Raw genomic sequence first — 24,739 nt, 5'->3', positions numbered from 1 at the left:
AGGAGGCATGACACGAACGCTAGGCACGGGTCGTTTCGGTCGCGGCCGAAACATCCGGCCGCACAATGAGGCCATGACCTCGACCGAGCTGGCCGCCTTCGCCGGGCTGCTCGCCGACCCCACCCGGGCCGCGATCTGCCTCGCCCTGCTCGACGGCCGCGCCTGGACCGCCGGCGAACTGGCTGCGCACGCCAGGGTCGCCGCCTCCACCGCCACCGAACACCTCAACCGCCTCCTGTCCGGCGGCCTGCTGACCGAACGCCGACAGGGCCGCCACCGATACGTGCAACTCGCCGACGCGCGCACCGCCGAACTCCTGGAAGGTCTCGTTGCCCACCTCAACCCCGCTCCGCAGCGCCCATCCGGCCTGCGTGCCAGCACCGCCGCGGCCGCCCTGGCCCGTGGCCGCACCTGCTACGACCACCTGGCCGGACGGCTCGGCGTGGCGATTACCGACGCCATGACCACCGTCGGCCTGCTGACCCAGGCCGACGGCCTCGGCGTCACCCCGGCCGGCCGGACCTGGCTGACCGGGGAACTGGGCGCCGACCTGTCCTGCCCCACCGGGCGACCCCTGGTCCGGGCCTGTCTGGACTGGACCGAGCGCCGTACCCACCTGGCCGGCGCGGCCGGAGCCCAGCTCTGCCAACGGTTCCGCGACCACGGCTGGCTCAAGCCGGTTGGCAGCGGCCGCGCGGTCCGCCTCACCCCGGCAGGCGAACGCGCCGTGGCCGACCTGCTCGGCCTGGACCCGGCTCAGCTCGCCTGACCGGTCCCGTCCGCGGACACGGTCCGCCGGTCGGCGGGCGGATGACCGAGGAAGTTCGGCATCGCGAACTCGTAGCCGTACGACCCGGCCATCGGGAACACCACCAGATCACCCGCGCGCACCCGCGACACCTGGAAGTCCCGCGCCAGCGTGTCCTCCGGCGTGCACAACTCGCCCACCACCGTCACCGGCACGTCCACCGCTTCCGGCCGCGGCCAGTCCACCGGCCAGGTGTCCACCGGGAGCACGGCGAACGGATGCCGGATGTCCCAGGAGGTGGGTAGCTGGAAGTGGTTGATGCCACCGCGCAGCACGGCGAACCAGGTGCCGTAGGCGTGTTTGACGTCGACCACCTCGGCCGCGTACCACCCGGCGTCGGTGACGCACCACCGGCCGGGCTCGAAGACCACGTCCACGCCCGAAGGAGGTTCTATTTGGCCCAGTAGCTCACAAAACTTCATAGTGTCGAACTCGGGACCGCCCTCGAAGGGCACCCCGATCCCGCCACCCACCCCGACGGCGCGCAGCTGGACTCCGTGCTCGGCCGCCGTGGCCGCGCTCCACTCCAGGCACCACCGGACATAGGCGGCGTGGGCGACCGCGTCCATGTTCTGACAGACGGCATGCACGTGGAAACCCACGACGTCCAGGTTCGGCAGCGCGGCGGCCGTGACCAGGGCCGCGGGGACCTCATCCTCCGGGAGGCCGAAGACCGTGGCGGCGCCGCCCATGGTCAATGAACCGGCCACCTCGACCCACTTCGGGTTGACCCGGATGGTCACCGCGACCCGTCGCCCGGCCAGCCCGGCTGCCTGGTTCAGCCGGGCCAGCTCCAACCGGCTCTCCACGTTGACTACGCCGATGTTGTTGTGCAGCAGTCTGTTCAGCGTCGGCAAGGTCTTCCCGGGGCCGGCGGAGACCAGCAGCGCCGTCGGGGACACCGCCCGCGCCAGGTCGGCTTCGGCGGCCGAGGACACCTCGAAGCCGTCCAGGTGCGGGGCCATCGCCGCCAGCAGTGGGCGGTAGGTGTTGGCCTTGACCGCGTAACACACCTTGGCCCAACCGGGCAGCGCGGCGCGTAACCCGCGCACCCGCTCGGCGGCCACCGCCGGGTCGTAGACGTAGCCGCTCACCGGCGCCAGTGGATTCCCGGCGCGGGCGAGCAGCTCGGCCCGGATGTGCGGTGGCACGTCCGTCGCGGCGAGCGCGGGGCGGCCTTCGGCGGAGATCGGCAGGTCCACGGAAGAAAATCCTAGCCGCCCGGAAACTAGGACCGGATCATTCCTACTTGGCCGCTAACTTGGTTCTCAGTGGCGCGGACGAGCGCCCGGACCAGCAGCGCAGACCGAGGAGAGCACGATGACGGTTCCGTTCCCCGCCAAGAGCTTCATGCCCGAGGGCTACCACACGGTGACGCCGTGGATCATCGGCCCGCACACCGCGGAGCTGATCGACTGGCTGGGCGCGGTGTTCGGCGCGACCGAGCTGGGCCGGGTGCAGGACGAGCAGACCGGCGCGATCGGGCACGCCGAGGTGCGCATCGGCGATTCGGTCGTCATGCTCTTCGACTCCCGGCCGCACTGGCCGGCCACCCCTGCGCACCTGCGGCTCTACCTGGAGGACGCGGATGCCGTGCACGCCAAGGCGGTGGCCGCAGGCGCGGAGTCGGTCACCGAGATGACCTACCTGTTCTTCGGTGACCGGGTCGGCCGGGTGCGGGACCCGTTCGGCAACCTGTGGTGGCTGCACACCCGGATCGAGGACCTGCCCGAGGACGAGGTGTACCGGCGCATGCAGCTGCCGGAGTTCGTCGAGGCGATGCGGTACGTGTCCGGCTCGGACCTGGTCACGCCGACGGCGGGGTGACCACGGGCGCAGACGTGGTGGCGCACAGCGGGTTGCGCACCGTGCGGTGGATGACGTCGAAGTTCTCGTCCTTCTCCGCCCGGTCGTGGAAACCGCCGCCGGTGAGCTGCTCGCGGTTGAGGCTGACCCGGTCGAACTCCGGCGCGGTGAACCCGTACTCCTCGTGCTGGGCCGCCAGTTCGGGGAACCGGGCGCGGTAGGCGAGCAGTTCCGCGCGCACCAGGCCCCAGAACTCCTCCTCGCCGACGCCCAGGTGTTGTTCCAGGATCGGGGTGAGGAAACGGAAGTGGCCGGTGAACATGGCGGACAGGATGGAGTGCGCGAGCTGGTCCGGCCGCCACCGGAGCAGCACGGCCTTGGCGGGCTCGGCGAGGTCGGCGTAGCCGGGCAGCTCCTCGGTGCGCAGCTTCACGTCCTCGGCGAAGTCCTTCAGCATGATCCGCCGGGGCAGTTCGTCCGGACCGTAGACCACCAGGGTGTTCTCGCCGTGCGGGCAGAAGGCGATCCCGTTGCCGTGCAAGGCGTGCAGCAGGCCGGGCAGCACCGCGCGCAGGAACGCGGCCAGCCAGGTCCGAGCGTCCACAGTGGAGCGATCGACGAGTTCCACGATCAGGGCCCGGCCGTCGGAACCGGTCAGCAGCAGGGTGGCCAGGGAGCGGGCGCGTTCGCCCTCGGCCAGGTAGCCGGTCGCGGGTTCGCGCCAGATCGCGCCGAGCAGTTCGTGGTAGCGGTAGGGCGCGTCCGGGACCGCGGCGAAACCCGGGTGGTGCACGGCGACCGAGGCGACCTCGCCGAGCAGATCCATCCGCCCGGCCAGGTACGGGTCGCGGTGCGGCAGCAGGTGCAGCCAGCGGGTGACCTCGGGCGCCTGGGCCGCGGACCCGGCGGGCAGGCCGCGCCAGACCAGGGTGTTGCGGATCAGCAGGGCCAGCTTGACGTTGCGCTTGTGCGGGTGGTCGACGTTGACCAGGGTGCGCACCGAGGCGAGCGCGCGGTAGTGGTCCGGGGCCTCGCCCAGTTCGACGATCCGGCCCTCGGCGAGTTGCTGGGCGAACAGCGGGCGGACCGCGTTCTCCAGGTGGAACGGGTGCACCGGCAGCCAGACGTAGTCCGCCGGATTGTCCAGGCGGGCGGCGAAGCGTTGGCGGGTAGCGGGATCCAGCTCCTCGGCGAGCAGGGTGCCCACGCTCAGGCCGGGCACGGCGGCGAAGGCGGCCAGCTCCCGGTGCACGGCGAGCCAGGGCAGGCGGAAGCTCTGGCGGTGCTCGGGCGCGTAGCGGCGGGTGTCGGCGGCGGAGAAGCCCAGGCGGCCCTTGTTGAGCAGGATGCAGGGGTGGCCCTGTTGCCAGGACTCCAGTTCGGCGTAGGACAACTCGGCCAGGCCGGCGGCGGTGGGCCGGGTGGCCAGCAGGTGGGCGTCGGAGGTCCAGGTGGCGGTGAGGTCGCGCAGGGCCTCGGCCAGGGTCGGGCCGTCCAGGCCGAGGGCGGTGCGGGCTTCGGTGAGGAAGAGCAGCGGGTCCTCGGCCGGCAGGCTCGGCGGGTCACGGTGTGCGGTGGCCGCGACGCCGCGGGCCTGGCGACGGATCGAGTCCTCGGCCACCCGCCAGGCGCCAAACGCGCCGCGGGTGGCGGTGAAGGTGTAGGTGGCGGCGGGGAAAACGAGGCGGTGGTGGTCTGCCTCGGTGGCTGGGGTGAGCAGCTCCTCGTAGCAGAACTCGGCGATCGCCTTGGCCACCAACGTCTTCCCTGCGGCGCGCCAGGCGGCCCGGCCGAGGGCGGCCACGTCGCGGTCGGCACTGGCCCCGGCTGTCGTGCCATGCCCTGTCGTGCCAGGATCCGTCATGCCACGGCTCCCGGCACCGCCAGTGGATTGGGCACCGGCACGTACACCGACTGCGACTCCAGCGGGCCGACCAGTTCGTCCATACCGTGCGCCTGGGTGAGCAGGTTTCCCTTGCAGGGCAAGGTCGGGGCGTCCAGCAGCAGGGCGGCCAGCAGCAGGTCGTCGCCGTGTTCGGCGTAGAGGCGGCCGAGGGTGCGGCGGGCGGTGGCGAGCAGGTCGCGTTCGTCGGCCAGGCCGGCCGAACCCAGCGCGCCGATCATGCCCAGGACGTTGTTGATGCCGACGTAGTAACCCAGGCGTTCGTCGATTAGCTCGTCCGGGCAGTAGGTGCCCAGGTCCTTGCCGACGTCCGGGAACCACCGGTACAGCCGTTGGCTGCGGGTCTGCGAGTAGTAGTAGCCCTGGTTGTCCCGGTAGCGGCCGCCGACCGGCCAGCCGTGTTCGTCCAGCACCAGCAGGGTGTTCTGCTGGTGGGCCTCCAGGCCGAGGCCGTGCGTGGCGTAGAGCCAGAGCACCGGGACGATCAGGGCTTCCAGGTACCGGTCGAACCATTCGCCGGCGATCTCCTCGACCGGGCGGCCGGAGCGGGTGGCCAGGTCGTGGACGATGGTGGCGAGCTGGGAGCGGCCGGTGGGCTGGTCCGGGCGGTCGGCGATGAGGCCGGCGACCACGCCGACCCGGTCCGCGGTGCCGAACGGGCTGTCCCGGACCACCACCTCCAGGCCGGTTTCCGCGGTCGAACCGGGGGTGCTGACCGCCTGCCAGGCCGGGTCACCGACGATGCCGAAGCCGGGGTGCGCGGCGGCGATGGCCTCGGCCAGGCCGGCGTCGAGCAACCGGTGCACCTGGAGGCCGCGGGCCAGTTCCGGGCGCAGGTTCTCCCGTTTGGAGTTGGTGATCCGGATGCCCAGGGAGAACTTGAGCATCACCGGGGCGTCGTGGCGGAACAGGGTGCGCACCGAGGAGGTCGGCGTCCAGTGCGGACCGAGCGAGCCCAGGTCGTGCAGCAGGCCCTGGCCCAGCAGCGCGCGGATGCTCGGGCGGCTGCGGATTTCCCTTGCCTGCCAAGGGTGTGCGGGCACCGCGACGGTGCCGGGCGGCAAGCGCAGGTCCGGGCCGGCCAGTTCGGCGAACAGCTCGTGCGCCGGGCGGCCCAGCGCGGAGTCCTCGGCCACGATCGACGGATCGGCGGCGAAATAGTGCAGCGGGAAACCGCCGCGCAGCTCGGGGGAGTAGGCATCGGCCTCGGCCGGGCTCAGGCCCTCCCGGCTCTTCGGCGTCGGGTGCAGCGGGTGGCCGAGCACGGCGGCCTGTTCGGCGCGCAGGAACGGGTTCGGCTCGGCGTCCTCGGGCACTCCGGCGCGGACGGCGAGGTGGTGGGCGACCCGGTTGCGGGAGTCGACGACCCGGCCGACGAAGCCCGCGGTGTCCACCGCGGTGCCCTGGCGGCGGGCGGCCGCCTCGAAGGCGAGCAGGGCGGCCAGGGTGGTGGCGTCCAGTTCGGCGCCGGTGTGCAGGCTGACCGGGCCGAAGCGGTGCCAGCCGACCGCGGAGGTGTAGGCCAGCGGGACCCGCACGCTGACGCCGAGGCTGGGCAGTGCCAGCGTCAGCACGTCCCCGGCCGGGCATTCGGCCGGGAACTCCCGCAGCCAGCAGCGCACCAGGTTCTGCACCGCGGCCGCGTCGGCATCGCGTTCAGGCACCGCTGCGCGCTCCGGCGCAGCCACCCGCTCCGGCTCCAGCCTGCGCTCCGGCTCCGCCATGCGCGCCTCCTCCGTCGTGATCACCGATTCGGAGCTTAGACGGGGAAAGTCGCGTTCAGGTGGTGGCGCGGATCATGAAAGCGGCACGTTTGCCGGGCAGGTCCAGCTCGCCGTGACAGGCGAAACCGGCGCGCTCGAACACCCGGATCGAGGCCAGGTTGCGCACATCGGGCTCGGCCACGATCCGCCGGACCCGCTGGTCCTGGGCGAACTGCCAGTCGGTGACCGCGCGCAGCAGCGGGGCGCCCAGTCCACGTCCCCTGGCCGAGCCGGGGCCGATGAGCAGGTGCAGGCCGATGTCGCCTGGCTCGGCCGGGTAGTGCCCGGCCAGGCCCTCGAGCCACGGGTCGTACAGCTCCCAGTAGCTCATCGGGACCCCGTCCAGCAGGCCGAGGCTGGGCGCGCAATAGCCGTTGCCGGACTGGAAACGCAGGTAGTCGGCGATCTCCGGCCGGGGTCTGGCCAGTTCCCAGAACTCGGCCACGGCGGGATCGTTCATCCAGGCGTGCAGCAGGTCCAGGTCGAGGACCGGGTCCAGGCGGCGCAGGGTGAACCGGCCGCAGTCCAGCTCCCGGGCGCAGTCGGCCGGGTCCAGCAGCACGTCTACTTGTCGTCTTCCTTCTTGTCCTGCTGACGGGCGGCGCGGCGCTGCTCTTCGACCCGCTCGCGCAGGCTGCGCAGGAACGCCTCGTCGTCATCCGGGCTCTGCGCGACGTGCCTGCCCGGCCGGTCGTACTCCGGGAACCGGTTGGCCACCCTCGGGTTCGCGCCCCGGGCGCCGGGATCGTTGCTGAGCAGGCCCTGCGGACGGCCGAGCACCAGCCACACGATCGAACCGATGGTGGGGATGATGATCACGATCATCAGCCACAGCATCTTCGGCAGGTGGTTGGTCTCGCCGTCGGGCGTGCGGATCACGTCGATGATGCAGAAGATCCACAGGGCCAGTACCAACAGCCCGAACACGCCTACGAACGGCATTCCGCTCGTCCCTTCCCCTAGGACACCCGGTTGGAGCAGCGCCCAGTATCGCACGATCGGGGGCGGCGGTGATCCCGTTCCGCCACCCCCGATCGCGACTCAGCCGTAAGCGACGAAGTTGCGGGTGTCGGACAGGATCGCGGCCAGGTCGGCCAGGAACCGGGACCCCTGCTCCCCGTCGACCAGCCGGTGGTCGAAGGACAGCGCGAGCGTGGTGACCTGCCGGATCGCCAGCTCGTCGTTGTGCACCCAGGGCTGCTTGCGGATCGCGCCCAGGCACAGGATCGCGGCCTCGCCCGGGTTGATGATCGGCGTGCCGGTGTCCACTCCGAACACCCCGACGTTGGTGATGGTGATCGTGCCACCGCTCAGGTCGGCCGGCGGGGTCTTGCCGTCCTTGGCGGTCAGGGTCAGCTCGCCGAGGGCCTTGGCCAGATCGATCAGGCTGAGCCGGTCGGCGTCCTTGATGTTGGGCACCATCAGCCCGCGCGGGGTGGCCGCGGCGATGCCCAGGTTGACGTAGCGGGGGAGCACGATCTCCTGGTTCGCCTCGTCCCAGCGGGAGTTGACCGTCGGGTTGCGGCGCACCGCGAGCAGCAGCGCCTTGGCGATCAGCGCGAGCGGGGTGAGCTTGATCCCGGCGAAGGCGGGGCTCTCCCGCAGCTCGGCCAGCAACTCCATGGTCGGGGTCACGTCGATGGTGATGAACTCGGTGACGTGCGGCGCGGTGAACGCGCTGGCGACCATGGCCTCCGCGGTCAGCTTGCGCACCCCGCGCACCGGGATGCGGTCCTCCCTGGCGGCCGGGTCGAACGCGGGCGCGGCGGGCGCGACCGGCTCGGCGACCGGGGCCACAGCGGGGGCGGGAGTGCCGTTGCCGTTGGCGGACAACAGATCCTGGCGGGTGATCGTGCCCTGCGGGCCGGTGCCGACCACGGTGGCCAGATCGATGTCGAGGTCCTTGGCCAGCTTGCGCACCGGCGGCTTGGCCGCGGGCCGGGAGCTGCGCGCGGCGAGTGAGCCGGGCGCAGCCGAGGCCGCGGGGCCGACGGGTGCCGCCGGGGCGGTCCGGGTGGCGGGCTGGGTGGACGCCGCCGGGGCAGTCCGGGCGGGTGCCGCCTGGACGGCGACCGGAGGAGCAGCGGGCTGGGTCGCGACCTGTGCGGCGGGCTGGGTCGCGGGGGTGCTCGCCGGGCGGGCCGGGGTGTCCTTGCGCGGACGCCGCCGGTTACTCGTCGAGGTCTTCGCCCCGTAGCCGACCAGCACGCTCTCCCGCTCCGCGGGCGCCTCGGCGGCGGGCTCCGGAGCCGAGGGCGGGGCAGCGGCGGGTACGGGGGCCGAGCCCTCGCCACCGCAGTCGATGGTGATGAACGGCGAGCCCACCTCCATCGTGCTGCCCGGCTCGTGGTGCAGCGCCACCACGGTGCCCGCGTACGGCGAGGGCATCTCCACCGCGGCCTTGGCGGTCTCCACCTCGGCGATGATCTGGTTGAGCGCCACCGTCTCGCCGGGGCCCACGTGCCAGGTGATCAGCTCGGCCTCGGTGAGGCCCTCCCCCAGGTCGGGGAGGTTGAACTGCTTGAGGTCGGCCACTTCCGCTCCAGGAAACTCAGGTGAGGGGATCAGTACGCGAGCACGCGGTCGGTGGCGTGCAGCAGGCGGTCGAGGTCGGGCAGGTGGTGCTCCTCGAGCTTGCTGGCCGGGTAGGGCAGGTGGAACCCGCCGACCCGCAGCACCGGGGCCTCCAGGTGGTAGAAGCAGCGCTCGGTGATCCGCGCCGCGATCTCCGCGCCCATGCCCATGAACACCGCGGCCTCGTGCGTGACCACGAGCCTGCCGGTGCGCAGCACGGACTGCTCCAGCGTGTCGAAGTCCACCGGGGACAGCGTGCGCAGGTCGACGACCTCGATCGAGACGCCCTCCTCCGCCGCGGCCTCGGCGGCGGCCAGCGCGGTGCCGACCACCGGGCCGTAGGCGGCCACGGTGAGGTCGGTGCCGCTGCGCGCGATCCGGGCCTGGTGCAGCGGTTCCCGGCTGGTCAGCGCGCGGTCCAGGTCGACATCGCCCTTGTGCTGGTAGAGCCGCTTGGGCTCGAAGAACAGCACCGGGTCGTCACTGGCGATGGCCTGCTGCAGCATCCCGTAGGCGTCATCGGAGTCCGCGCAGGCCACCACGCGCAGACCGGCGGTGTGCGCGAAGTAGGCCTCCGGCGACTCGGAGTGGTGCTCGACCGCGCCGATCCCGCCGCCGAAGGGCACCCGGATGGTCAGCGGCATCTTCACGTTGCCCTGGGACCGGTAGTGCAGCTTGGCCACCTGGGAGACGATCTGGTCGAAGGCCGGGTAGATGAAGCCGTCGAACTGGATCTCGCAGACCGGCCGGTAGCCGCGGAAGGCCAGGCCGACCGCGGTGCCGATGATCCCGGACTCGGCCAGCGGGGTGTCCATCACCCGGTCCTCGCCGAAGTCCTTCTGCAGGCCGTCGGTGACCCGGAAGACACCGCCCAGCTTGCCGATGTCCTCACCCATCAGCACGACCCTGGGGTCCTGCTCCATCGCCTTGCGCAGCCCCGCGTTGAGGGCCTTGGCCATGGACATCCTGGTGGTCGCCATCGGTCAGTTGCTCCCTTCGAACCCGTCGAGGTAGGCCGCGTACTGGGCGCGCTCCTCCGCGACGAGGGGGTGCGCTTCGGCGTAGACGTTGTCGAACATGCTCAGCGGCGCCGGGTCGGGCAGGGCCAGGCAGCCCGCGCGCAGCTCGGCGGCGACCGCGTCGGCCTTGGCCTGCACGCCCTCCAGGTAGGCCTCATCGGCCAGGCCCTCGCGCTGCAGCAGGGCCAGCATCCGGGCCAGCGGGTCGCGTTCGCGCCACTCCTCCAGCTCGCCGGTGGGGCGGTAGCGGGTGGGGTCGTCGGCGGTGGTGTGCGGGCCCATCCGGTAGGTGACCGCCTCGATCAGCGCCGGTCCGCTGCCCTCGCGGGCGCGCTGCAGCGCCCAGCGGGTCACCGCGAGCACGGCGAGCACGTCGTTGCCGTCCACCTGGATGCCGGGCATGCCGTAGCCCGCCGCGCGCTGGTAGATCGGCACCTGGGCCTGCAGGCCGACCGGCTCGGAGATGGCCCAGTGGTTGTTCTGGCAGAAGAAGACCACCGGCGCCTGGTAGGTGGCGGAGAAGCCGAGCGCCTCGGCGATGTCGCCCTGGCTGGTGGCGCCGTCGCCGAAGTAGGCGACCGCGGCGGCCTCGACCCCGTCCCGCTTGAGCCCCAGCGCGTAGCCGGTGGCGTGCAGGCCCTGGGCGCCGATGATGATCGCCGGGATGGCCATGTTGATGTCGTAGGGGTCCCAGCAGCTCAGGCTGGTGCCGCGCCACATGCCGAACACGTCGGCCGGGTCGACGCCGCGGCAGTAGGCCACGCCGTGCTCGCGGTAGCTGGGGAAGACGAAGTCCTCGGTCTGCAGCGCGCGGCCGGAGCCGATCTGCGCGGCCTCCTGGCCGAGCATGGGCGCCCACAGCCCGAGCTGGCCCTGCCGCTGCAGGGCGGTGCCCTCGGCGTCGATCCGCCGCACGACCACCAGGTCCTCGTACAACCCGCGCAGGGCCGCGCCGTCCAGATCGGCGATCAGCCCCTCGTACACGGGGTGCGGCCGCCGCTCACCCGTCGGGGTGATCAGCTGGACCATCTGGTCCGTGGTGACGGTCACCGCGTGCTCCTCTCCTCGGCTCCGCTGCCAAGTAGTGTGGCCCATCTCAGCGAAACCTGGCCGTTGGCTCAATAGCTGGCGCAAATTCTTTACCAATGGCACAGTCGGGTGGCGCCGGTCACCCTTCCTGAACCGGTACTGAACCGTCCTCCGGAGGGGCCCAGTGACCACTTCGTCGTCTTCGACGTCCTTCGACAAACTCGACCTCGCGGTGCTCAGGCTGGTTATGGAGCAGCCTAGGGCGGGCGTGCGCGAGTATGCCCGCCTGCTCGGTGTGGCGCGGGCGACGGTGCAGTCGCGGCTGGACCGGCTGGTCAAGGACGGGGTGATCGACGGCTTCGCGCCGCGGCTGTCCCCGGCCGCGATGGGCTACCCGGTGCTGGCCTTCGTACACGTGGACGTCTCGCAGGAGCGCTTCGCCGAGGTCCCGCGCAGCCTGGCGGCCATTCCCGAGCTGATCGAGGCGCACTCGATCGCGGGGGAGGGCGACATCCTGTGCCGGGTGGTGGCCAGGGACAACCGGCACCTGGAAGCGGTGATCGAGCGGATGATCAACACACCGGGCGTGGTCCGGACCCGGACCGAGGTCGCGCTCAACGCCAGGGTCCCGCACCGGGTGCTGCCGCTGGTCGGCGTGCTGGAACGGGAGACGGGTGTGTTCTCTGGGTAACACGGGAGCCCGCCGCGTTCGGACGGGCCGATGCGACGGGCTCAGGTGGTGACGCGGGTGCTTGGTTCAGGTGTTGCCGGTGTGCCGCTCAGTCCAGATCGAGCGTGAACTCGGCGGCGCAGGCCGCGGTGCACGGCCAGACCTGGTTGCAGGCGCTGCACCGGTTGTCGGCGCAGAAATGGCAGCTCAGGGTCTGAACCGCCGCCTGTCGATAGGTGTCCAACAACGTTGACCAGGCATCTGCTTCGGTCGCCATTGACGATCACAGCCTTCCCCACTGTGGTGATCCCTGCGTCACAGGATCGCACGTTGTGACTTGGGTCTCAACGGAATGAGGCCAACAAACGGGTGATGCTCCATCAAGTTTCTTAACAGTATGTGACTGTGTGTGGGCGTGTGAGCGGTCACAGGCGCCAAACACTGTCAGAAGATGGCAGTGAAAGGGCCATACCGTGCGGCTCCCTGGACAGAGGAGCCCCATGTCGTACCCCTCCGTGATCGAACTGCGTCAATACACCCTCCATCCGGGTCGCCGGGACGACCTGATCGAGCTGTTCGACCGGGAGTTCGTGGCCACCCAGGAGGCGGTCGGCATCCGCCTGCTCGGCCAGTTCCGCACCCCGGTGGACCCGGACCGGTTCGTCTGGCTGCGCGGTTTCCCGGACATGGCCACCCGCCAGGCCGCGCTGACCGCCTTCTACGACGGCCCGGTATGGGCGGAGCACCGGGCCGCGGCCAACGCCACGATGATCGACTCGGACGACGTGCTGCTGCTCCGCCCCGAGTCCGGCGAGCTGTCCGCCGGCCTGCGCGCCTGGCCCGGGGTCTACCTGGCCACGCTGTGCTTCCTGGACCGCCCGGTGGACGCGGAGTTCCGCGCGCTCTTCCGGGACGAGGTCGAGCCGATGCTCGCCGAGACCGGCGCGCCCGCGCGGGCCGCGTTCAGCACCGAGTACGCGGCGAACACCTTCCCCCGGCTGCCGGTGCGCACCGGCGAGCATGCCTTCCTCTGGCTGACCCGGTTCAGCTCGACGGTGGCACTGGCCGCTCACGAGTCGGCCCGGGTGCGCACCGCGGCCTGGGTGCGGCTGCGCGACCGGTTGCGTGCCGAGCCGACCGGGCTGCCGCTGCTGCCCACCACGGGGTCGGCGCTGCAGTAGCGGAGCCGGGCGGGCGGCGGCGGGAACTCCGCCCGCCCGTCGCGCGTTGACCTGGCGTGCAGGGGCTTTGGCTGGCGCTGGTCGGGTCGCCCGACACACTGCTGCTGACCACGATCGCGGTCGTGGCGCTGCTGGCTGTCCTGCTCACCACCCAGCTCGCCGCCCAGGTCCGGCGCAGCCTGCCCGCCGCCGGGCAGCCCTGGACCCCGGACCTGCTCGGCCGCATCGCACACAACCGCTATCTCCGCCTCGGTGATCCGGACGCCCCCGGCCGTCCCCGTCCCCGAGCCCCCGGCGTGACCCGCGCCTTCGCCTGATCTCCTTACCTCACAAGCGAAAACTGGGTCACACATGTCCATCTTCGACGCGCCGGTGCACGGCGCGTACCTCGTGGTGTCCGCCCTCGGCGGCCCCCTGCACACCGTCGGCGCGATCATCGTCTTCACCCTGCTCGTGCGCACCCTGCTGCTGCCGCTGAGCCTGGCCGCCCTGCGCGGCGAACGGAAGCGCTCGGCCTGGCTGAGCACACTCCGCGACCTCCAGGAAACCCACAAGAACAGCCCGAAGCGGCTGGAACGCGAACTGGCCAAGGCGCAGGCCGGCAGCGGTTCCCTGTTCGCCGGGATGCTGCCCACCCTGGCCCAGGCGCCGTTCTTCTTCGTGATGTACCGGCTGTTCCTCTCCGACACAGTGGCCGGGCAGCCCAACGGCTTGCTCGCACACGACCTGTTCGGCGCGCCACTGGGCGAGCGGGTCTTCACCCTGCTCGGCACGCACCCACTGGTCGCAGCCGGCCTGCTCCTGCTGCTGGCCGGCACCGCCTACTGGTCAGGACAACTCGCCGCGCGGACGGGCACGACGAGCGTCCTGGTGCGCCTGCTGCCCTTCGTCCTGGTGGTGTTCAGCCTGTTCCTGCCGCTGGCCACCGCGATCTACCTGCTCACCACGACCACCTGGACCATCGCCCAGCGCGCGATCTACGACGCCGTGGTGCCCAAGGAGATCCCGGCGCCCGTGCGAGCCTGAGCGGGCAGGACGTGCACGCCGGTGCGGTCGGTGCTCAGACACAGCGAGCAGATCACGCCACCGGCCGCGCTGGCGAGCACGTCCGGCCGCTCGTATTCCTGGTGGCACACCACGCATTCGTACCGGGTGCCGCTCGGGTTGCCGTCGGCGTCCAGCAGTGGCTCGTCGATCCCGTCGTCGGTGCGCCGCAGGTAGAACCGGCCCTTGGTGAGCACCGCCAGCAGCGGCGTCAGCACCAGCGCGATCAGCACCGCGGCCGGCGGTGAGTAGGGCTGCAGGGCGTCGCCGAACAGGCCGAAGTAGATCGCGATCGAGATGCCCGAGGAGGCCAGGAAGGACACCACGCCAACGGGATTGACCGCGTACAGCATGCCGCGGCGGAACTCCGGGACGGTCGGTGAGAGTCCCAGCAGCCGCTTGTTGACCATGATGTCGGTGGCCACCGTGACCACCCAGGCGATGGCGCAGTTGGAGTAGAAGCTCAGCAGGCCGTTGAGGAAGCTGAACATGTCCGCCTCCATCAGGGCCAGCGCGATGCCCAGGTTGACCACCACGAACACCAGCCGCCCCGGGTACCGCCGGGTGACCCTGGTGCAGGAGTTGGTCCAGGCCAGCGAACCCGAGTACGCGTTGGTCACGTTGATCTTCACCTGGCTCAGCACCACCAGCAGCAAGGCCAGCGGCACCACCAGCCAGCCCGGCATGAGCTGCCGGAAGGCCGCGGTGAACTGCTCGATCGGCTCCACCGCCCGGGTCAGCCCCACGCTGTCGGCGATGTAGACGGCCAGGAACACCCCGATCGCCTGCTTCAGCGCGCCGAAAACCACCCAGCCCGGCCCGGCCAGCACCACCGCGGTCCACCAGGACCGCCGGTTCGCCGCCGTCCGCGGCGGCATGAACCGCAGGTAGTCGATCTGCTCACCGATCTGCGCCATCAACGACAGGCACACCCCGGCCCCGAGCATCACCGCAGCCGCCGTCACCTGCCCCGACCCCTTGCCAGGGTGGTCCAGGAACCGTTGCACCGAACCGGGATCGGCCAGCACCAGGTAGGCCAGCGGCAACACGATCAGCACCAGCCACAACGGGTTCGTCCAGGTCTGCAACCGGGCCAGCGTGCGCATCCCGTAGACCACCAGCGGAATGATCACCAACGTGGACACCAGATAACCCAGCCACAACGGCAACCCGAGCCCAAAACGCAGTCCCTGGGCCATGATCGAGCCCTCAAGGGCGAAGAAGATGAACGTGAAACTCGCGAAGATCACACTCGTGAGCACTGACCCGTAGTATCCGAAACCAGAGCCCCGGGTGATCAGGTCGAGGTCCAGGTTGTACCGCGCCGCGTAGTAGGCCAGCGGAAAACCCGTCACGAAGATGACCCCGGCCGCCACCAGGATCGACAACAACGCGTTGAGCGTACCGTGATTCAGCCCGATCCCGGCGCCGATCGAGAAGTCCGCCATGTACGCCATGCCACCCAGCGCCGACCCGCCCACCACCGCGGGCGTCCAGCGCCGGTAGCTCCGCGGCGCGAACCGCAGTGTGTAGTCCTCCAGCGTCTCCCGGGTACCCGCGTCCACCCGGCGAGCTGCCACCTGCTCGTCCACCGTCATGCCTGCGGACGCTAAGAACACCGTGTTTCGGCTGTGCGGCGCGGGCGTGACGAACACGTTCCGGCAACGCCGAGCGCCCGCTCTCCCTTGCGGGACAACGGGCGCCTCGGTCAGCGGAGAAGTCAGCGGGTGCCGCGCACCGCGCCCAGGATCGCCGCGTAGGTCGCGTCCGGCCGGGAGACCGAGACCGCGTGCGAGGCGTTGACCTCGGTGGTGTGCGACTTGGCGCGGGTGGCCATGGCGCGCTGGGAGTCGGCCGGGATGGCGTTGTCCTGCTTGGCGACCAGGTACCAGCTGGGGATGTCCTGCCAGGCGGCGGCGGTGGCCTGGAAGCCCAGGGCGCCGGCGTCGATCGGGCGCTGGCCGGCGGCCATCAGGGCGGTGGTGCGGCGGGGCAGGTCGGCGGCGAAGACCTCGTGGAAGTTCTCCGACTTGATGTAGAGGTCGTTGCCGACCAGGCGGGTGGTGTCCGGGCCGAGTTTGCCGCCCGCGGAGAGCTGGCCGGCGGACTCGCCGACGGCGGGGGCGAAGGCGGCGATGTAGACCAGGGCCTTGACGTCCTTGTCGCCCGCGGCGGCGTGGCTGATCACGGTGCCGCCGTAGGAGTGGCCGACCAGGATGACCGGGCCCTTGACGCTGTCCACGACCTGGCGGACGGCGGCGGAGTCGGTGGCCACGCCGCGCAGCGGGTTGGCCACCGCGAGCACCGGGAAGCCGTTGCGCTGCAGGCGCTGGGTGACCTCGTTCCAGCTGCCCGCGTCGGCGAAGGCGCCGTGCACCAGCACGATGGTGGGCTTGGGGCCGGCGAAGCCGCTGTCCTCGGCGCCGGCCGCGGCCGGGGCGAGCGTGGTGAACAACGCGGCGACGCCCAGGGCGGCGGCGAAGAGCTTGGTGCGCAGGGAGAAACGGCGGGACATGGCTTCCTCCGGTACTGGCGGGACTTCGAGAAAGAACGTTCGTTCTGTCTGGTGAGGACAGTAGGCACCCGCGGTCTGGCTGTCAACACCCCGGGTGCGGCCGATCGGGTGGGCGGGGTTGCGGCCAGGCGGGGCGGGTTTTTCCGTTTGTTGCCACAGAATGCTGCTATCGCCGCAGCTCAGGGCGTTGATGTCGATAAGGGTGGGTGGCGGGATCCGGCCAGTGTCGCCAAAGCGCCCTACCGGGTCCGGTGTGTTCCGGATTACGTTCCGAGCCGATCGCGTGCCCCGCGCCGTGGCGGCGGACACCCCTGCGAAAGGACCCTGACGTGAAACGGTTTCCCCTGCGGCGGACGGCATTAGCCCTCGCCCTTGGCGTCGGCGCCGCCGTCATCACCCCGGCGCTGGCCATCGGCGCCCCCGGACCCACGCCGGGCCCCGCCCCGGTGGAGATCGCCGGCAAGAAGCCGGCCCAGCCGGTGCCGGTGGACAAGCAGGCCGGGCTGCGCGCCTACTTCGTGATCACCGAACCGAGCCAGGTCGCGGCCGGTAAGACCGCCGTTACCAGCAACGGCGGCACCGTCTACGCCTCCTACGACGCCATCGGCGTCATCGTGGCGCACTCCACCGACGCCGAGTTCGCGGCCAAGGTCCGCCCGGCCCAGGGTGTGCAGAAGGTCGGCGCCACCCGCACCTCCGACGTGCCCGCGGCCGCCGCCAACCCGGCGATCCCGCCCTCGCCCAGCCAGACCACGCCCACCGCGGCCGAGACCAACCGCTCCGACATGACCCAGATCGGCGCGGACAAGGCCTGGGACATCAACCCCGGCTCCGCCTCGGTCACCGTCGGCGTCCTGGACACCGGCGTCGACGACCAGCACTACGACCTCAAGCCGAACTTCGACGCGGGCAAGTCGGCCTCCTGCGCCTACGGCAAGCTGGACACCCGCGAGGGTTCCTGGCGCCCGGTCGGCGACCACGGCACGCACGTGGCCGGCACCATCGCCGCGGCCCGCAACGGCAAGGGCATGGTCGGCGTCGCGCCGGGGGTGAAGATCTCCTCGGTGCGGGTGGCCGAGGCGGGCACCCAGCTGTTCTTCCCGGAGAACACCGTGTGCGCCTTCGTCTTCGCCGGTGACAAGGGCCTGCAGGTCACCAACAACAGCTACTACACCGACCCGTGGCTGTTCGCCTGCCCCACCGACAACGACCAGGCCGCGATCCTGGAAGGCGTCAAGCGCGCGGTCGGCTACGCCGAGGGCAAGAACGTGCTGAACGTGGCCGCGGCCGGCAACGAGAACTACAACCTGGCCAAGAAGACCACCGACAGCACCAGCCCCAACGACTCCACCCCGGTCAACCGGACCGTCACCGACGACTGCCAGAGCCTGCCCACCGAACTGCCCGGTGTGGTCGTGGTGTCCTCGGTCAACGGCAGCAACGTCAAGTCGTCCTTCTCCAACTACGGCACCGACAAGGTGCACGTGGCCGCGCCGGGCGACAACGTCTACTCCACCGTGCTCGGCGGCCAGTACGGCGCCAAGTCCGGCACCTCGATGGCCTCCCCGCACGTCGCGGGTGTGGCCGCGCTGCTGGCCAGCGTCAACCCCGGCATCACCACCACCGACCTGCGGGCCAAGCTGGCCGCCCAGGCCAACGACATCGCCTGCCCCGCCGGCGAGACCCGCTGCACCGGCAGCACCGCGAAGAACTCCTTCTACGGTGAGGGCCTGGTCGACGCCAAGGAGTCCGTGGAGGGCCCGGCCAGCCCGGTCTCGGTGACCGGCCCCGGTGACCAGAGCGGCAAGGTCGGCCAGGCCGCCTCGCTGCAGATCAAGGCCACCGACGCGGGCGGCAAGGCCCTGACCTACGCGGCCAGTGGCCTGCCGGCCGGGCTGACCATCAACTCTGCCAGCGGTCTGATCTCCGGCACGCCGACCGCCGCGGGCAGCAGCAGCGTCACGGTGACGGTGACCAACGCCGACGGCAAGACCGGCACCGCCAAGTTCGGCTGGACCGTCACCTCCGACGGTGGTGGCGGCACGGTCACCGTGACCAAGCCGAGCGACCAGTGGGGCTTCGTGAACTGGGCGGTCACCCCGCTGCAGCTCAGCGGCTCCAGCACCGCGGGCGGTGCGCTGACCTACACCGCGGCCGGCCTGCCGACCGGTCTGACCATCAGCCCGGCCGGTCGGGTCTCCGGCACGCCGACCAAGGCGGGCACCTACACGGTGACCGTCACCGGCACGGACGCGGGCGGGGCCAAGGGCACCACCAGCTTCGGCTGGCGGATCTACGGCTTCTGACCAGCCTGGATTGACTGACCCGGCCTGCCGCCCGCTCTCCGGAGCGGGCGGCAGGCCGCTGACAGCCCGGTGTCAGAGGGGTGTGGTTGAGTGGCCCGCACCACACCCTGGGGAGGACAAGATGACCATGATCGACCACGGTGCCGCCGCCGCCCGGATGACGGAGCTGCTCGCCCGCGTCACCGATGAGCAACTGACCGGGCCGACGCCGTGCGCGAACTACCGGCTGGGTGACCTGATCGAGCACATCGGCACGCTCGCGCTCGCCTTCACCCAGGCCGCGGGCAAAGCACCCAGCGACGACCTGGTGCCCGACGGCGATGCCGCCCGGCTCGAGCCCGACTGGCGCGGCACCATCGCGGCGCAACTCGGCGAACTGGCCGTGGCCTGGCGGGATCCGGCCGCCTGGACCGGCATGACCAAGGCCGGGGGCCTGGACATGCCCGGCGAGATGGCCGGGCAGGTCACCTGAACGAGCTGGTCGTGCACGGCTGGGACGTGGCCCGCGCCACCGGTCAGGACTACCTGGCCACGGACGCGGAGGTGGCCGCGGCGCTGGTCTTCGTGGAGCCGTTCTCCGGGCCGGAAGGCACCGAGGGGTTGTTCGGGCCCGCGGTGGAGGTGGCCGGGGAGGCGTCCCCGCTGGACCGGCTGCTCGGACTCAGCGGCCGGGATCCGCGGTGGGCGCCTGCGGGCTGAGTGCCAGGGGAGTGATGTCGCGCCCGGCGAAACCGGGCGCGGTGCGCACTGCCATCGAATCGTCCACTGTGGACGTCGTGGCCACCGGGCACGGCAGTGGGTTCCCGCTGGTGGTGACCTGGGGCGCGCGTTCGGCCAGGGTGGTCGCGGCAGGTGGTCGGCGCCCGGTGCGGCGCGGCGGACCGAACGTAGCCCGATCCCGGCTGGGCAACGGATTTCTTACGAGAATCTGTCCATTGTGTGCGGGCAATCCTTTGCATGGATTGTTGGGGTCGAAACGAGGCGCGCGGTTAATGTAAGGTGTGAAATAAGTCCGACGGACCAGAATGCAGCCGGTGAAACCGCCGTCTTCACCGGCTGCATTCGTATATGTGAACTATTGGCTCGCGAGTGTCGCGTGCATCTCCCAGAGGAGAATCTCGGCGTCCTCGGTGGCGGTGATTCGCTGGCCGCCGGTGGCGGTGAATCGCACCGCGTCACCGGTCGCCAGCGCACCGGAGTCTTCAAGTGTGGCTGCCCCACGCGGCACGAAGAGGTGCAGGAACGGGGCTTCCGGCAGGGTCACGGACTGCCCGGGACCGAGCCGGGCGGCATGCAGTGCGGCGTACTTGTTCTTGATCCGGATCGCCGACTCGCCCTGGTGCCGATCCATTCCGGAGGCAACCGGAACGAGGCCGCCGGCGAGCAACTGGTCGTCGATCTCCAGTTGCTCGTAGCCCGGCGTGATCCCCGATTCGTCCGGCACTACCCACATCTGCACGAAATGCACCGGATCGACATGTTCGACCCCGCCCCGCAGGCGCCAGGAGTCGTTCTTCTCCGAGTGCAGGATGCCGCTGCCCGCGCTCATCCGCTGGGCCAGGCCGGGGTAGATCACCCCGGAATGACCGGTGGAGTCCTGGTGCACGAGTGAGCCCCGCAGCACCCAGGTGACGATCTCCATGTCCTGGTGCGGGTGGGTGTCGAACCCGGTGCCCGGACTGACCACGTCGTCGTTGTTGACCAGCAGCAGCCCGTGGTGGGTGTTGGCCGGGTCGTAACCGCGCCCGAAGGAGAAGGAATGCTTCGAGTCCAGCCAGTCGATCTTCGTGGCCGACCGGTCGCGAGCGCGCCGGATATCGGTCCGGGGACTCAGCGTCCTCGTCATCCTTCTTTCCTTTCGGGTCAGTCGTCCGATGTGGACTGTCCGAAGCGGACGGTCAGGCGGCGCGGACCGCGGAGACCTCGAACTCGAGCACGATCTTGTCGCTGACCAGCACGCCGCCGGTCTCCAGCGCCGCGTTCCAGGTGATGCCGAAGTCCTTGCGGGAGATCGTGGTGGTGCCCTCGAAGCCGGCCCGGACGTTGCCGAACGGGTCCTTGGCGGTGCCCTCGAAGGTGAAGTCGATGGTCACCGGGCGGGTGACGTCCTTGATGGTCAGGTCGCCGGTGAGCGCGAAGTCGTTGCCGTCCTGGGCCACCGAGGTGGATACGAACTGGATCTGCGGGAACTTCTCCAGCTCCAGGAAGTCGCTGCCGCGCAGGTGCTCGTCGCGCTGGGCGTTGCGGGTGTCGATGCTGTCGGCCTTGATGGTCACCACGACCGAGGAGTTGGCCGGGTTGTCGCCGTCGATCTTGATCCGGCCGTCGAACTCGTTGAAGGCGCCGCGGACCTTGGTCACCATCGCGTGCCTGGCCACGAAACCGACCCGGCTGTGCGCGGCGTCGATCGCGTAGTCGCCGGTCAGCTCGCTGAGGGAGAGGGTGGAGGTCATGGTGTGCTCCTTGGTTCAGGTCTGGCCACGTCGGCTGGTTGACGTGTCATCTACATCCTGCACAACCGATGTTGATGTGTCAACTATTCCGCTAGACTGGGTGCCGTGACCGACACCCGATGGCTCGATGACTCCCAGCAGCAGGCCTGGCGCGCCTTCATCCGCGTGCACGCCGAGCTGACCGTGCGCATCGCCCGCCAGCTCCAGGCCGAATCGGACCTGTCCCTGGCCGAGTTCGAGGTGCTGGTGAACCTGAGCGAGCTGCCCGAGCCGCGGATCCGGGTGCTGGAGCTGGCCAAGCAGCTGAACTGGGAGAAGAGCCGGGTCTCGCACCAGCTGGGCCGGATGCAGAAACGCGGGCTGATCGCCAGGGCGGGCTGCGAGGAGGACCGGCGGGGCTCGTTCATCGAGCTGACCGAGCAGGGCAGGGCGGCGATCGAGGGCGCGGCGCCGGGTCACGTGGCGGTGGTGCGACGGCTGATGTTCGACGCCCTGGACGACGGCCAGGTGCGCGAGCTGACCGCGCTGTGCGAGCAGGTCCTGACCAACATCGAGACCGCGAACTGCCCCAAGGAGTAACCCCGCCCGCCCACACCTGCCGCCCCACAACGGCCAACACGCCGTCCACAACGGCAAACGCACCGTCCATAACGGCCAACACACCGTCCACAACGGCCAACACTCGGAGGGGGTGGGCGGTGTTGTCGCGAGTGTTTGCCGGAATGGGAGGGGGTGTTTGCCGTTGTGGGAGGGGGTCAGGCGAGGTGGTGGGTGGCGAGGGCCAAGGCGGTTGTGGCGGCCTCGGGGGTTGGGGCGGGGGTGTTGAGGGCGGTGGTGGCCTGGTGGAGTTCCGGGTCGCCGGTGAGGTCGGCCAGGATGGCCAGGACGGTGGCCAGCAGGGGGAGGTTGCCGCGTGCCGACGCTACCGCGAAGGCCTCTGTGAGCAGGCGTTTTGCAGTTTCGGGGTGACCTGTGGTTAGTTCGATGCGGGCCAGGGTGGTCTGGGATCGGCAGCGCAGTTCCTCGGTGGCGAACGCGCCGGGTGGGCTGGCGGCGAGGGCTTGTGCGCAGAGCGTGCGGGCCGTGTCGAGGTCGCCGGTCCGGCGGGCCAGTTCCGCCTGACCGAGTTGCGCGGTGGCCACCCAGTCCGGTGCGCCGGCCTGACGTCCCAGGATGGCGACCTGGGTGAGGTCGGTGTGGGCGGCGGTCAGGTCACCGTGGTCGAGGTGACCGGCGGCGCGGCGGTTGAGCAGGTCCGCGGCTTCCTCGGTGGCGCCCAGTTCCTGGGCCAGGGTGATGGCTTCGGCGTACAGCTCGTGCGCGTGCACCCGGTCGCCGCGGCGTTCGGCGAGCGGGGCGAGGTCGGCGAGGGCCTGGATGGTGGCCCAGCGTTCGCCCAGGGCGCGGAAGCTGGTCAGCGCGGTGCGCAGGTGGGTTTCGCCGGTGACGGTGTCGCCCCGGTAGACCGCGACCACGCCGTGGCTGAGGTCCCGCAGGGCCCGGCTCCACGGGTCGGCGGTGAACATCGCGTCGTACTGGCGGGCGGTGGCCTCCAGATCCGCGGGCGGGCCGGCGACCACGCCCCACAGCACCCAGAGCAGGGGCTGCCGGGGCGCGCTGGTGCGGGTCTCCAGGACTCGGCGGACCTCGTCCACCTGTGCGCGCAGGTGCGTCTGGTCCGGGGTGCCGAAGGCGGTGGTCAGCACGCAGATCGCGTACTCCTCGGCCAGCTCCGGCGGGGCGGTGGCACCCAACTGGCTGGTCAGCGGGCCGGTGAGGTGGGCGCCCTCGGCGCGGCGGCCGCGCAGCCACCAGTACGGGGCCAGCGCCGCGGTCAGGCGCAGCGCGGTGGGCTGGTCGGTGTCGATGCTCCAGCGCAGGGCGGCGACCAGGTTGTCGTGCTCGGCGTCCAGGCGGGCCAGCCAGTCGACCTGTTCGGCGCGCAGCAGGCTGGGCGATGCCTGCTGGGCCAGGGCCAGGAAGTGCTGGGCGTGGGCGTGCCGGAGGCGGGTGGTCTCGCCCGCGTCGGCGAGGCGTTCGGCGCAGAACGCGCGGATCGTCTCGGGCATCCGGTAGCGCTCGCCGTGCCTGGTGACCAGGGATTTGTCCACCAGGCCGGTCAGTGCGCCGAGCAGGTCGGGCACGGCGCAGACCTCGGTCAGCGCGGGCAGGGTGGCGCCATCGGCGAACACGGTGAGCCGTCCGGCGAGCACCCGCTCGGGGCCGTCGAGGAGGTCCCAGCTCCACTCGACCACGCCGCGCAGGCTGCGATGCCGGGCGGCGGCGGTGCGGTCACCCCTGGCCAGCAGGCCGAAGCGGTCGTCCAGGCGGGCGGCGATGTCGGCCATCGGCAGGGTGCGCACGCGGGCGGCGGCGAGTTCGATGGCCAGCGGCAGGCCGTCCAGGGCCTGGCAGATGCCCTCGACCAGGTCCGGGTGCGCGGCCGGGTCGTGGCCGGGGTCGGCGGTGCGGGCGCGGTCGGCGAACAGGGCGGCCGCGGCCCGCGGGTCGAGGCTGGGCACCGGGTGGCGGGCCTCGCCGGTGATGCCGAGTCCCTCCCGGCTGGTGGCCAGCACGCGCAGGGCCGGGTTGGCGCGCAGCAGGTCGGCGGTCAGTTCGGCGACGGGCTGGATGAGGTGTTCGCAGTTGTCCAGCACCAGCAGGGGTGGCCGATCGGCCAGCGCGGCGCGCAACCGGTCGAGTGGCTCCCGCGCGCCCTCGCGCGCGCCGAGCGCGGCGAGCAGGGCACGGGGCAGGTCGGCGCCCTCGGTGAGCGGGGCCAGGGCGAGGAAGCAGGCCGGGGTGTCCGCGGTGGCCTCGATGGCCAGCCGGGTCTTGCCGGCGCCGCCGGGGCCGGTGAGGGTGACCAGCCGGTGTTCGCGCAGCAGCGTGCGGACCCGGGTGAGTTCGTCCGCGCGGCCGATGAAGCTGGTGAGCTGGGCGGGCAGCGGGGTGACGCGCCGGTCGTCGCCGTGTAGCGCGAGCCGGTGCGCCTCGGCGAGTTCGGCGCAGGGGTCGGCGCCGAGGTCCTCGGCCAGCCGGGTGCGGGCCTGCTCGAAGGCCGCTAGGGCTTCGGCGGGGCGGCCGTCGGCGAGCTGGGCGCGGATCAGCAGCGCCCACAGGCGTTCCCGCAGCGGGTGCGCGCCCAGGTGTTCGCGCAGGGCCGGGACCAGGCCGGGGCGGCCGAGGGTGAGCGCGGCCCTGGCGTGGTCCTCGATCGCGGTCAGGTGCAGTTCGGGCCAGCGGCTGGGGCCGAGTTCGGCCGGTGGCTCGCCGCGCCAGAGGGTCAGCGCCGCGGTGAGGTGTTCCTCGGCGGCCAGGTGTTCGCCGCGGTCCAGTGCGGCGCGGCCCTCGGCGGCCAGTGCGGCGAACCGGTGGGCGTCCACTGTGGACGGATCGACGGCCAGCCGGTAGCCGGTCGGGTGGAACTCGACCAGGCCGGGGCCGAGCACCCGGCGCAGGCGGGAGACCTGGGACTGCAACGCGTTGGCCGCGCCCTCGGGCGGGGTGTCGGCGTAGAGGCCGTCGACGAGTGCCTCGGCCGGCACGATCCGTCCGGCCTCGGCGGCCAGCAGCGCGAGCAGGGTGCGGACCTTGGGGCCGCCCAGATCGACCGGGGTGCCGTCATCCTGGTGGGCCTGGACCGGGCCGAGGAAACCGAAGCGCAT

At 71.3% G+C, this 24,739-nt stretch carries 23 protein-coding genes; 10 read left to right on the top strand and 13 right to left on the bottom strand.

Features of this window, described 5'->3' with window-relative positions:
* Nucleotides 1-73: 73 nt before the first annotated feature.
* On the top strand, nt 74-769 hold the full coding sequence (locus MZC64_RS18590) for a helix-turn-helix transcriptional regulator (RefSeq protein ID WP_247757988.1): 696 nt from the start codon (nt 74-76) through the stop codon (nt 767-769).
* On the opposite strand, the gene MZC64_RS18585 is transcribed toward MZC64_RS18590, so the two are convergent.
* Nucleotides 757-2,010: an alanine racemase gene (locus MZC64_RS18585; protein WP_247757987.1), complete on the bottom strand. Its 1,254-nt coding sequence runs from the start codon at nt 2,008-2,010 to the stop codon at nt 757-759. The two genes, MZC64_RS18590 and MZC64_RS18585, sit on opposite strands and share 13 nt — an antisense overlap.
* A gap of 118 nt (nt 2,011-2,128) precedes the next feature.
* On the opposite strand from MZC64_RS18585, the gene MZC64_RS18580 reads away from it, so the two are divergent.
* Nucleotides 2,129-2,635 carry a VOC family protein gene (locus MZC64_RS18580; RefSeq protein ID WP_247757986.1) on the top strand — a complete coding sequence of 169 codons (507 nt, stop codon included), beginning with the start codon at nt 2,129-2,131 and terminating at the stop codon, nt 2,633-2,635.
* Here the strand turns inward: MZC64_RS18580 and MZC64_RS18575 are convergent.
* The 7 genes from MZC64_RS18575 to pdhA form a co-directional block, all read right to left on the bottom strand.
* Nucleotides 2,616-4,478 carry an IucA/IucC family siderophore biosynthesis protein gene (locus tag MZC64_RS18575; RefSeq protein ID WP_247757985.1) on the bottom strand — a complete coding sequence of 621 codons (1,863 nt, stop codon included), beginning with the start codon at nt 4,476-4,478 and terminating at the stop codon, nt 2,616-2,618. The two genes, MZC64_RS18580 and MZC64_RS18575, sit on opposite strands and share 20 nt — an antisense overlap.
* On the bottom strand, nt 4,475-6,241 hold the full coding sequence (locus tag MZC64_RS18570) for an IucA/IucC family siderophore biosynthesis protein (RefSeq protein ID WP_247757984.1): 1,767 nt from the start codon (nt 6,239-6,241) through the stop codon (nt 4,475-4,477). Before MZC64_RS18570 ends, MZC64_RS18575 begins: the two co-directional genes overlap by 4 nt.
* A gap of 55 nt (nt 6,242-6,296) precedes the next feature.
* Complete coding sequence (locus tag MZC64_RS18565; protein ID WP_247757983.1) at nt 6,297-6,842, bottom strand: GNAT family N-acetyltransferase; 546 nt, start codon at nt 6,840-6,842, stop codon at nt 6,297-6,299.
* Between the two features lie 2 nt (nt 6,843-6,844).
* Nucleotides 6,845-7,222, bottom strand: coding sequence for a PLD nuclease N-terminal domain-containing protein (locus MZC64_RS18560; RefSeq protein WP_247757982.1), 378 nt, complete (start codon nt 7,220-7,222; stop codon nt 6,845-6,847).
* 99 nt (nt 7,223-7,321) lie between these two features.
* The gene (locus MZC64_RS18555) at nt 7,322-8,815 is read right to left on the bottom strand and encodes a dihydrolipoamide acetyltransferase family protein (RefSeq protein ID WP_247757981.1); all 1,494 of its coding nucleotides are present in this window, start codon (nt 8,813-8,815) and stop codon (nt 7,322-7,324) included.
* A gap of 29 nt (nt 8,816-8,844) precedes the next feature.
* Nucleotides 8,845-9,834 carry an alpha-ketoacid dehydrogenase subunit beta gene (locus MZC64_RS18550; protein WP_247757980.1) on the bottom strand — a complete coding sequence of 330 codons (990 nt, stop codon included), beginning with the start codon at nt 9,832-9,834 and terminating at the stop codon, nt 8,845-8,847.
* A gap of 3 nt (nt 9,835-9,837) precedes the next feature.
* Nucleotides 9,838-10,923, bottom strand: coding sequence for a pyruvate dehydrogenase (acetyl-transferring) E1 component subunit alpha (gene pdhA, locus MZC64_RS18545; RefSeq protein ID WP_247757979.1), 1,086 nt, complete (start codon nt 10,921-10,923; stop codon nt 9,838-9,840).
* 163 nt (nt 10,924-11,086) lie between these two features.
* Between pdhA and MZC64_RS18540 the strand changes: the two genes are divergently transcribed.
* From MZC64_RS18540 to yidC, 4 genes are all read left to right on the top strand, one after another.
* Nucleotides 11,087-11,593 carry an Lrp/AsnC family transcriptional regulator gene (locus MZC64_RS18540; protein WP_308301033.1) on the top strand — a complete coding sequence of 169 codons (507 nt, stop codon included), beginning with the start codon at nt 11,087-11,089 and terminating at the stop codon, nt 11,591-11,593.
* A 479-nt stretch (nt 11,594-12,072) separates the two neighbouring features.
* A complete protein-coding gene (locus tag MZC64_RS18535) occupies nt 12,073-12,753 on the top strand; it encodes an NIPSNAP family protein (protein WP_247757977.1) in 681 nt (226 codons plus the stop codon).
* A 56-nt stretch (nt 12,754-12,809) separates the two neighbouring features.
* On the top strand, nt 12,810-13,070 hold the full coding sequence (locus MZC64_RS18530) for a DUF6412 domain-containing protein (protein ID WP_247757976.1): 261 nt from the start codon (nt 12,810-12,812) through the stop codon (nt 13,068-13,070).
* A 34-nt stretch (nt 13,071-13,104) separates the two neighbouring features.
* Nucleotides 13,105-13,779 (top strand): membrane protein insertase YidC, encoded by a 675-nt coding sequence (gene yidC / locus MZC64_RS18525; protein WP_247757975.1) that lies wholly within the window; start codon nt 13,105-13,107, stop codon nt 13,777-13,779.
* Here the strand turns inward: yidC and MZC64_RS18520 are convergent.
* Both MZC64_RS18520 and MZC64_RS18515 read right to left on the bottom strand, forming a co-directional pair.
* Nucleotides 13,731-15,395 (bottom strand): cytosine permease, encoded by a 1,665-nt coding sequence (locus MZC64_RS18520; protein WP_247757974.1) that lies wholly within the window; start codon nt 15,393-15,395, stop codon nt 13,731-13,733. The genes yidC and MZC64_RS18520 overlap by 49 nt on opposite strands.
* Nucleotides 15,396-15,517: 122 nt before the next feature.
* A complete protein-coding gene (locus MZC64_RS18515) occupies nt 15,518-16,312 on the bottom strand; it encodes an alpha/beta fold hydrolase (RefSeq protein ID WP_247757973.1) in 795 nt (264 codons plus the stop codon).
* A 329-nt stretch (nt 16,313-16,641) separates the two neighbouring features.
* On the opposite strand from MZC64_RS18515, the gene MZC64_RS18510 reads away from it, so the two are divergent.
* The 3 genes from MZC64_RS18510 to MZC64_RS48715 all read left to right on the top strand — a co-directional run bounded on the left by MZC64_RS18510 (nt 16,642) and on the right by MZC64_RS48715 (nt 19,317).
* Complete coding sequence (locus MZC64_RS18510; RefSeq protein ID WP_247757972.1) at nt 16,642-18,618, top strand: S8 family serine peptidase; 1,977 nt, start codon at nt 16,642-16,644, stop codon at nt 18,616-18,618.
* 121 nt (nt 18,619-18,739) lie between these two features.
* On the top strand, nt 18,740-19,090 hold the full coding sequence (locus tag MZC64_RS48720) for a maleylpyruvate isomerase N-terminal domain-containing protein (RefSeq protein ID WP_308301032.1): 351 nt from the start codon (nt 18,740-18,742) through the stop codon (nt 19,088-19,090).
* A gap of 11 nt (nt 19,091-19,101) precedes the next feature.
* Complete coding sequence (locus tag MZC64_RS48715) at nt 19,102-19,317, top strand: hypothetical protein (RefSeq protein ID WP_308301031.1); 216 nt, start codon at nt 19,102-19,104, stop codon at nt 19,315-19,317.
* A gap of 376 nt (nt 19,318-19,693) precedes the next feature.
* Here the strand turns inward: MZC64_RS48715 and MZC64_RS18500 are convergent, their stop codons facing one another.
* Nucleotides 19,694-20,464 carry a pirin-like bicupin family protein gene (locus tag MZC64_RS18500; RefSeq protein ID WP_247757970.1) on the bottom strand — a complete coding sequence of 257 codons (771 nt, stop codon included), beginning with the start codon at nt 20,462-20,464 and terminating at the stop codon, nt 19,694-19,696.
* 52 nt (nt 20,465-20,516) lie between these two features.
* On the bottom strand, nt 20,517-21,071 hold the full coding sequence (locus tag MZC64_RS18495) for a YceI family protein (protein WP_247757969.1): 555 nt from the start codon (nt 21,069-21,071) through the stop codon (nt 20,517-20,519).
* Between the two features lie 105 nt (nt 21,072-21,176).
* On the opposite strand from MZC64_RS18495, the gene MZC64_RS18490 reads away from it, so the two are divergent.
* Entirely contained in the window at nt 21,177-21,650 is a 474-nt protein-coding gene (locus MZC64_RS18490; protein ID WP_247757968.1) for a MarR family transcriptional regulator, read from the top strand.
* Nucleotides 21,651-21,826: 176 nt separating this feature from the next.
* Here the strand turns inward: MZC64_RS18490 and MZC64_RS18485 are convergent, their stop codons facing one another.
* On the bottom strand, nt 21,827-24,739 hold the full coding sequence (locus MZC64_RS18485) for a BTAD domain-containing putative transcriptional regulator (protein WP_247757967.1): 2,913 nt from the start codon (nt 24,737-24,739) through the stop codon (nt 21,827-21,829).

The sequence above is a fragment of the Crossiella sp. S99.2 genome (genome assembly GCF_023094165.1).
Taxonomy (GTDB): domain Bacteria; phylum Actinomycetota; class Actinomycetes; order Mycobacteriales; family Pseudonocardiaceae; genus Crossiella.
Note: the sequence above shows the minus strand (reverse complement) of the source record. Positions and strands in the feature narration are given on the sequence as shown.

Bases quoted from the DNA above. Each gene is read 5' to 3' on its own strand.
- MZC64_RS18590 (WP_247757988.1), top strand. From the start codon at position 74: ATGACCTCGACCGAGCTGGCCGCCTTCGCCGGGCTGCTCGCCGACCCC.
- MZC64_RS18580 (WP_247757986.1), top strand. From the start codon at position 2,129: ATGACGGTTCCGTTCCCCGCCAAGAGCTTCATGCCCGAGGGCTACCAC.
- MZC64_RS18575 (WP_247757985.1), bottom strand. From the start codon at position 4,478: ATGACGGATCCTGGCACGACAGGGCATGGCACGACAGCCGGGGCCAGT.
- MZC64_RS18570 (WP_247757984.1), bottom strand. From the start codon at position 6,241: ATGGCGGAGCCGGAGCGCAGGCTGGAGCCGGAGCGGGTGGCTGCGCCG.
- MZC64_RS18560 (WP_247757982.1), bottom strand. From the start codon at position 7,222: ATGCCGTTCGTAGGCGTGTTCGGGCTGTTGGTACTGGCCCTGTGGATC.
- MZC64_RS18550 (WP_247757980.1), bottom strand. From the start codon at position 9,834: ATGGCGACCACCAGGATGTCCATGGCCAAGGCCCTCAACGCGGGGCTG.
- MZC64_RS18535 (WP_247757977.1), top strand. From the start codon at position 12,073: ATGTCGTACCCCTCCGTGATCGAACTGCGTCAATACACCCTCCATCCG.
- yidC (WP_247757975.1), top strand. From the start codon at position 13,105: ATGTCCATCTTCGACGCGCCGGTGCACGGCGCGTACCTCGTGGTGTCC.
- MZC64_RS18520 (WP_247757974.1), bottom strand. From the start codon at position 15,395: ATGACGGTGGACGAGCAGGTGGCAGCTCGCCGGGTGGACGCGGGTACC.
- MZC64_RS18515 (WP_247757973.1), bottom strand. From the start codon at position 16,312: ATGTCCCGCCGTTTCTCCCTGCGCACCAAGCTCTTCGCCGCCGCCCTG.
- MZC64_RS48720 (WP_308301032.1), top strand. From the start codon at position 18,740: ATGACCATGATCGACCACGGTGCCGCCGCCGCCCGGATGACGGAGCTG.
- MZC64_RS18500 (WP_247757970.1), bottom strand. From the start codon at position 20,464: ATGACGAGGACGCTGAGTCCCCGGACCGATATCCGGCGCGCTCGCGAC.
- MZC64_RS18495 (WP_247757969.1), bottom strand. From the start codon at position 21,071: ATGACCTCCACCCTCTCCCTCAGCGAGCTGACCGGCGACTACGCGATC.
- MZC64_RS18485 (WP_247757967.1), bottom strand. From the start codon at position 24,739: ATGCGCTTCGGTTTCCTCGGCCCGGTCCAGGCCCACCAGGATGACGGC.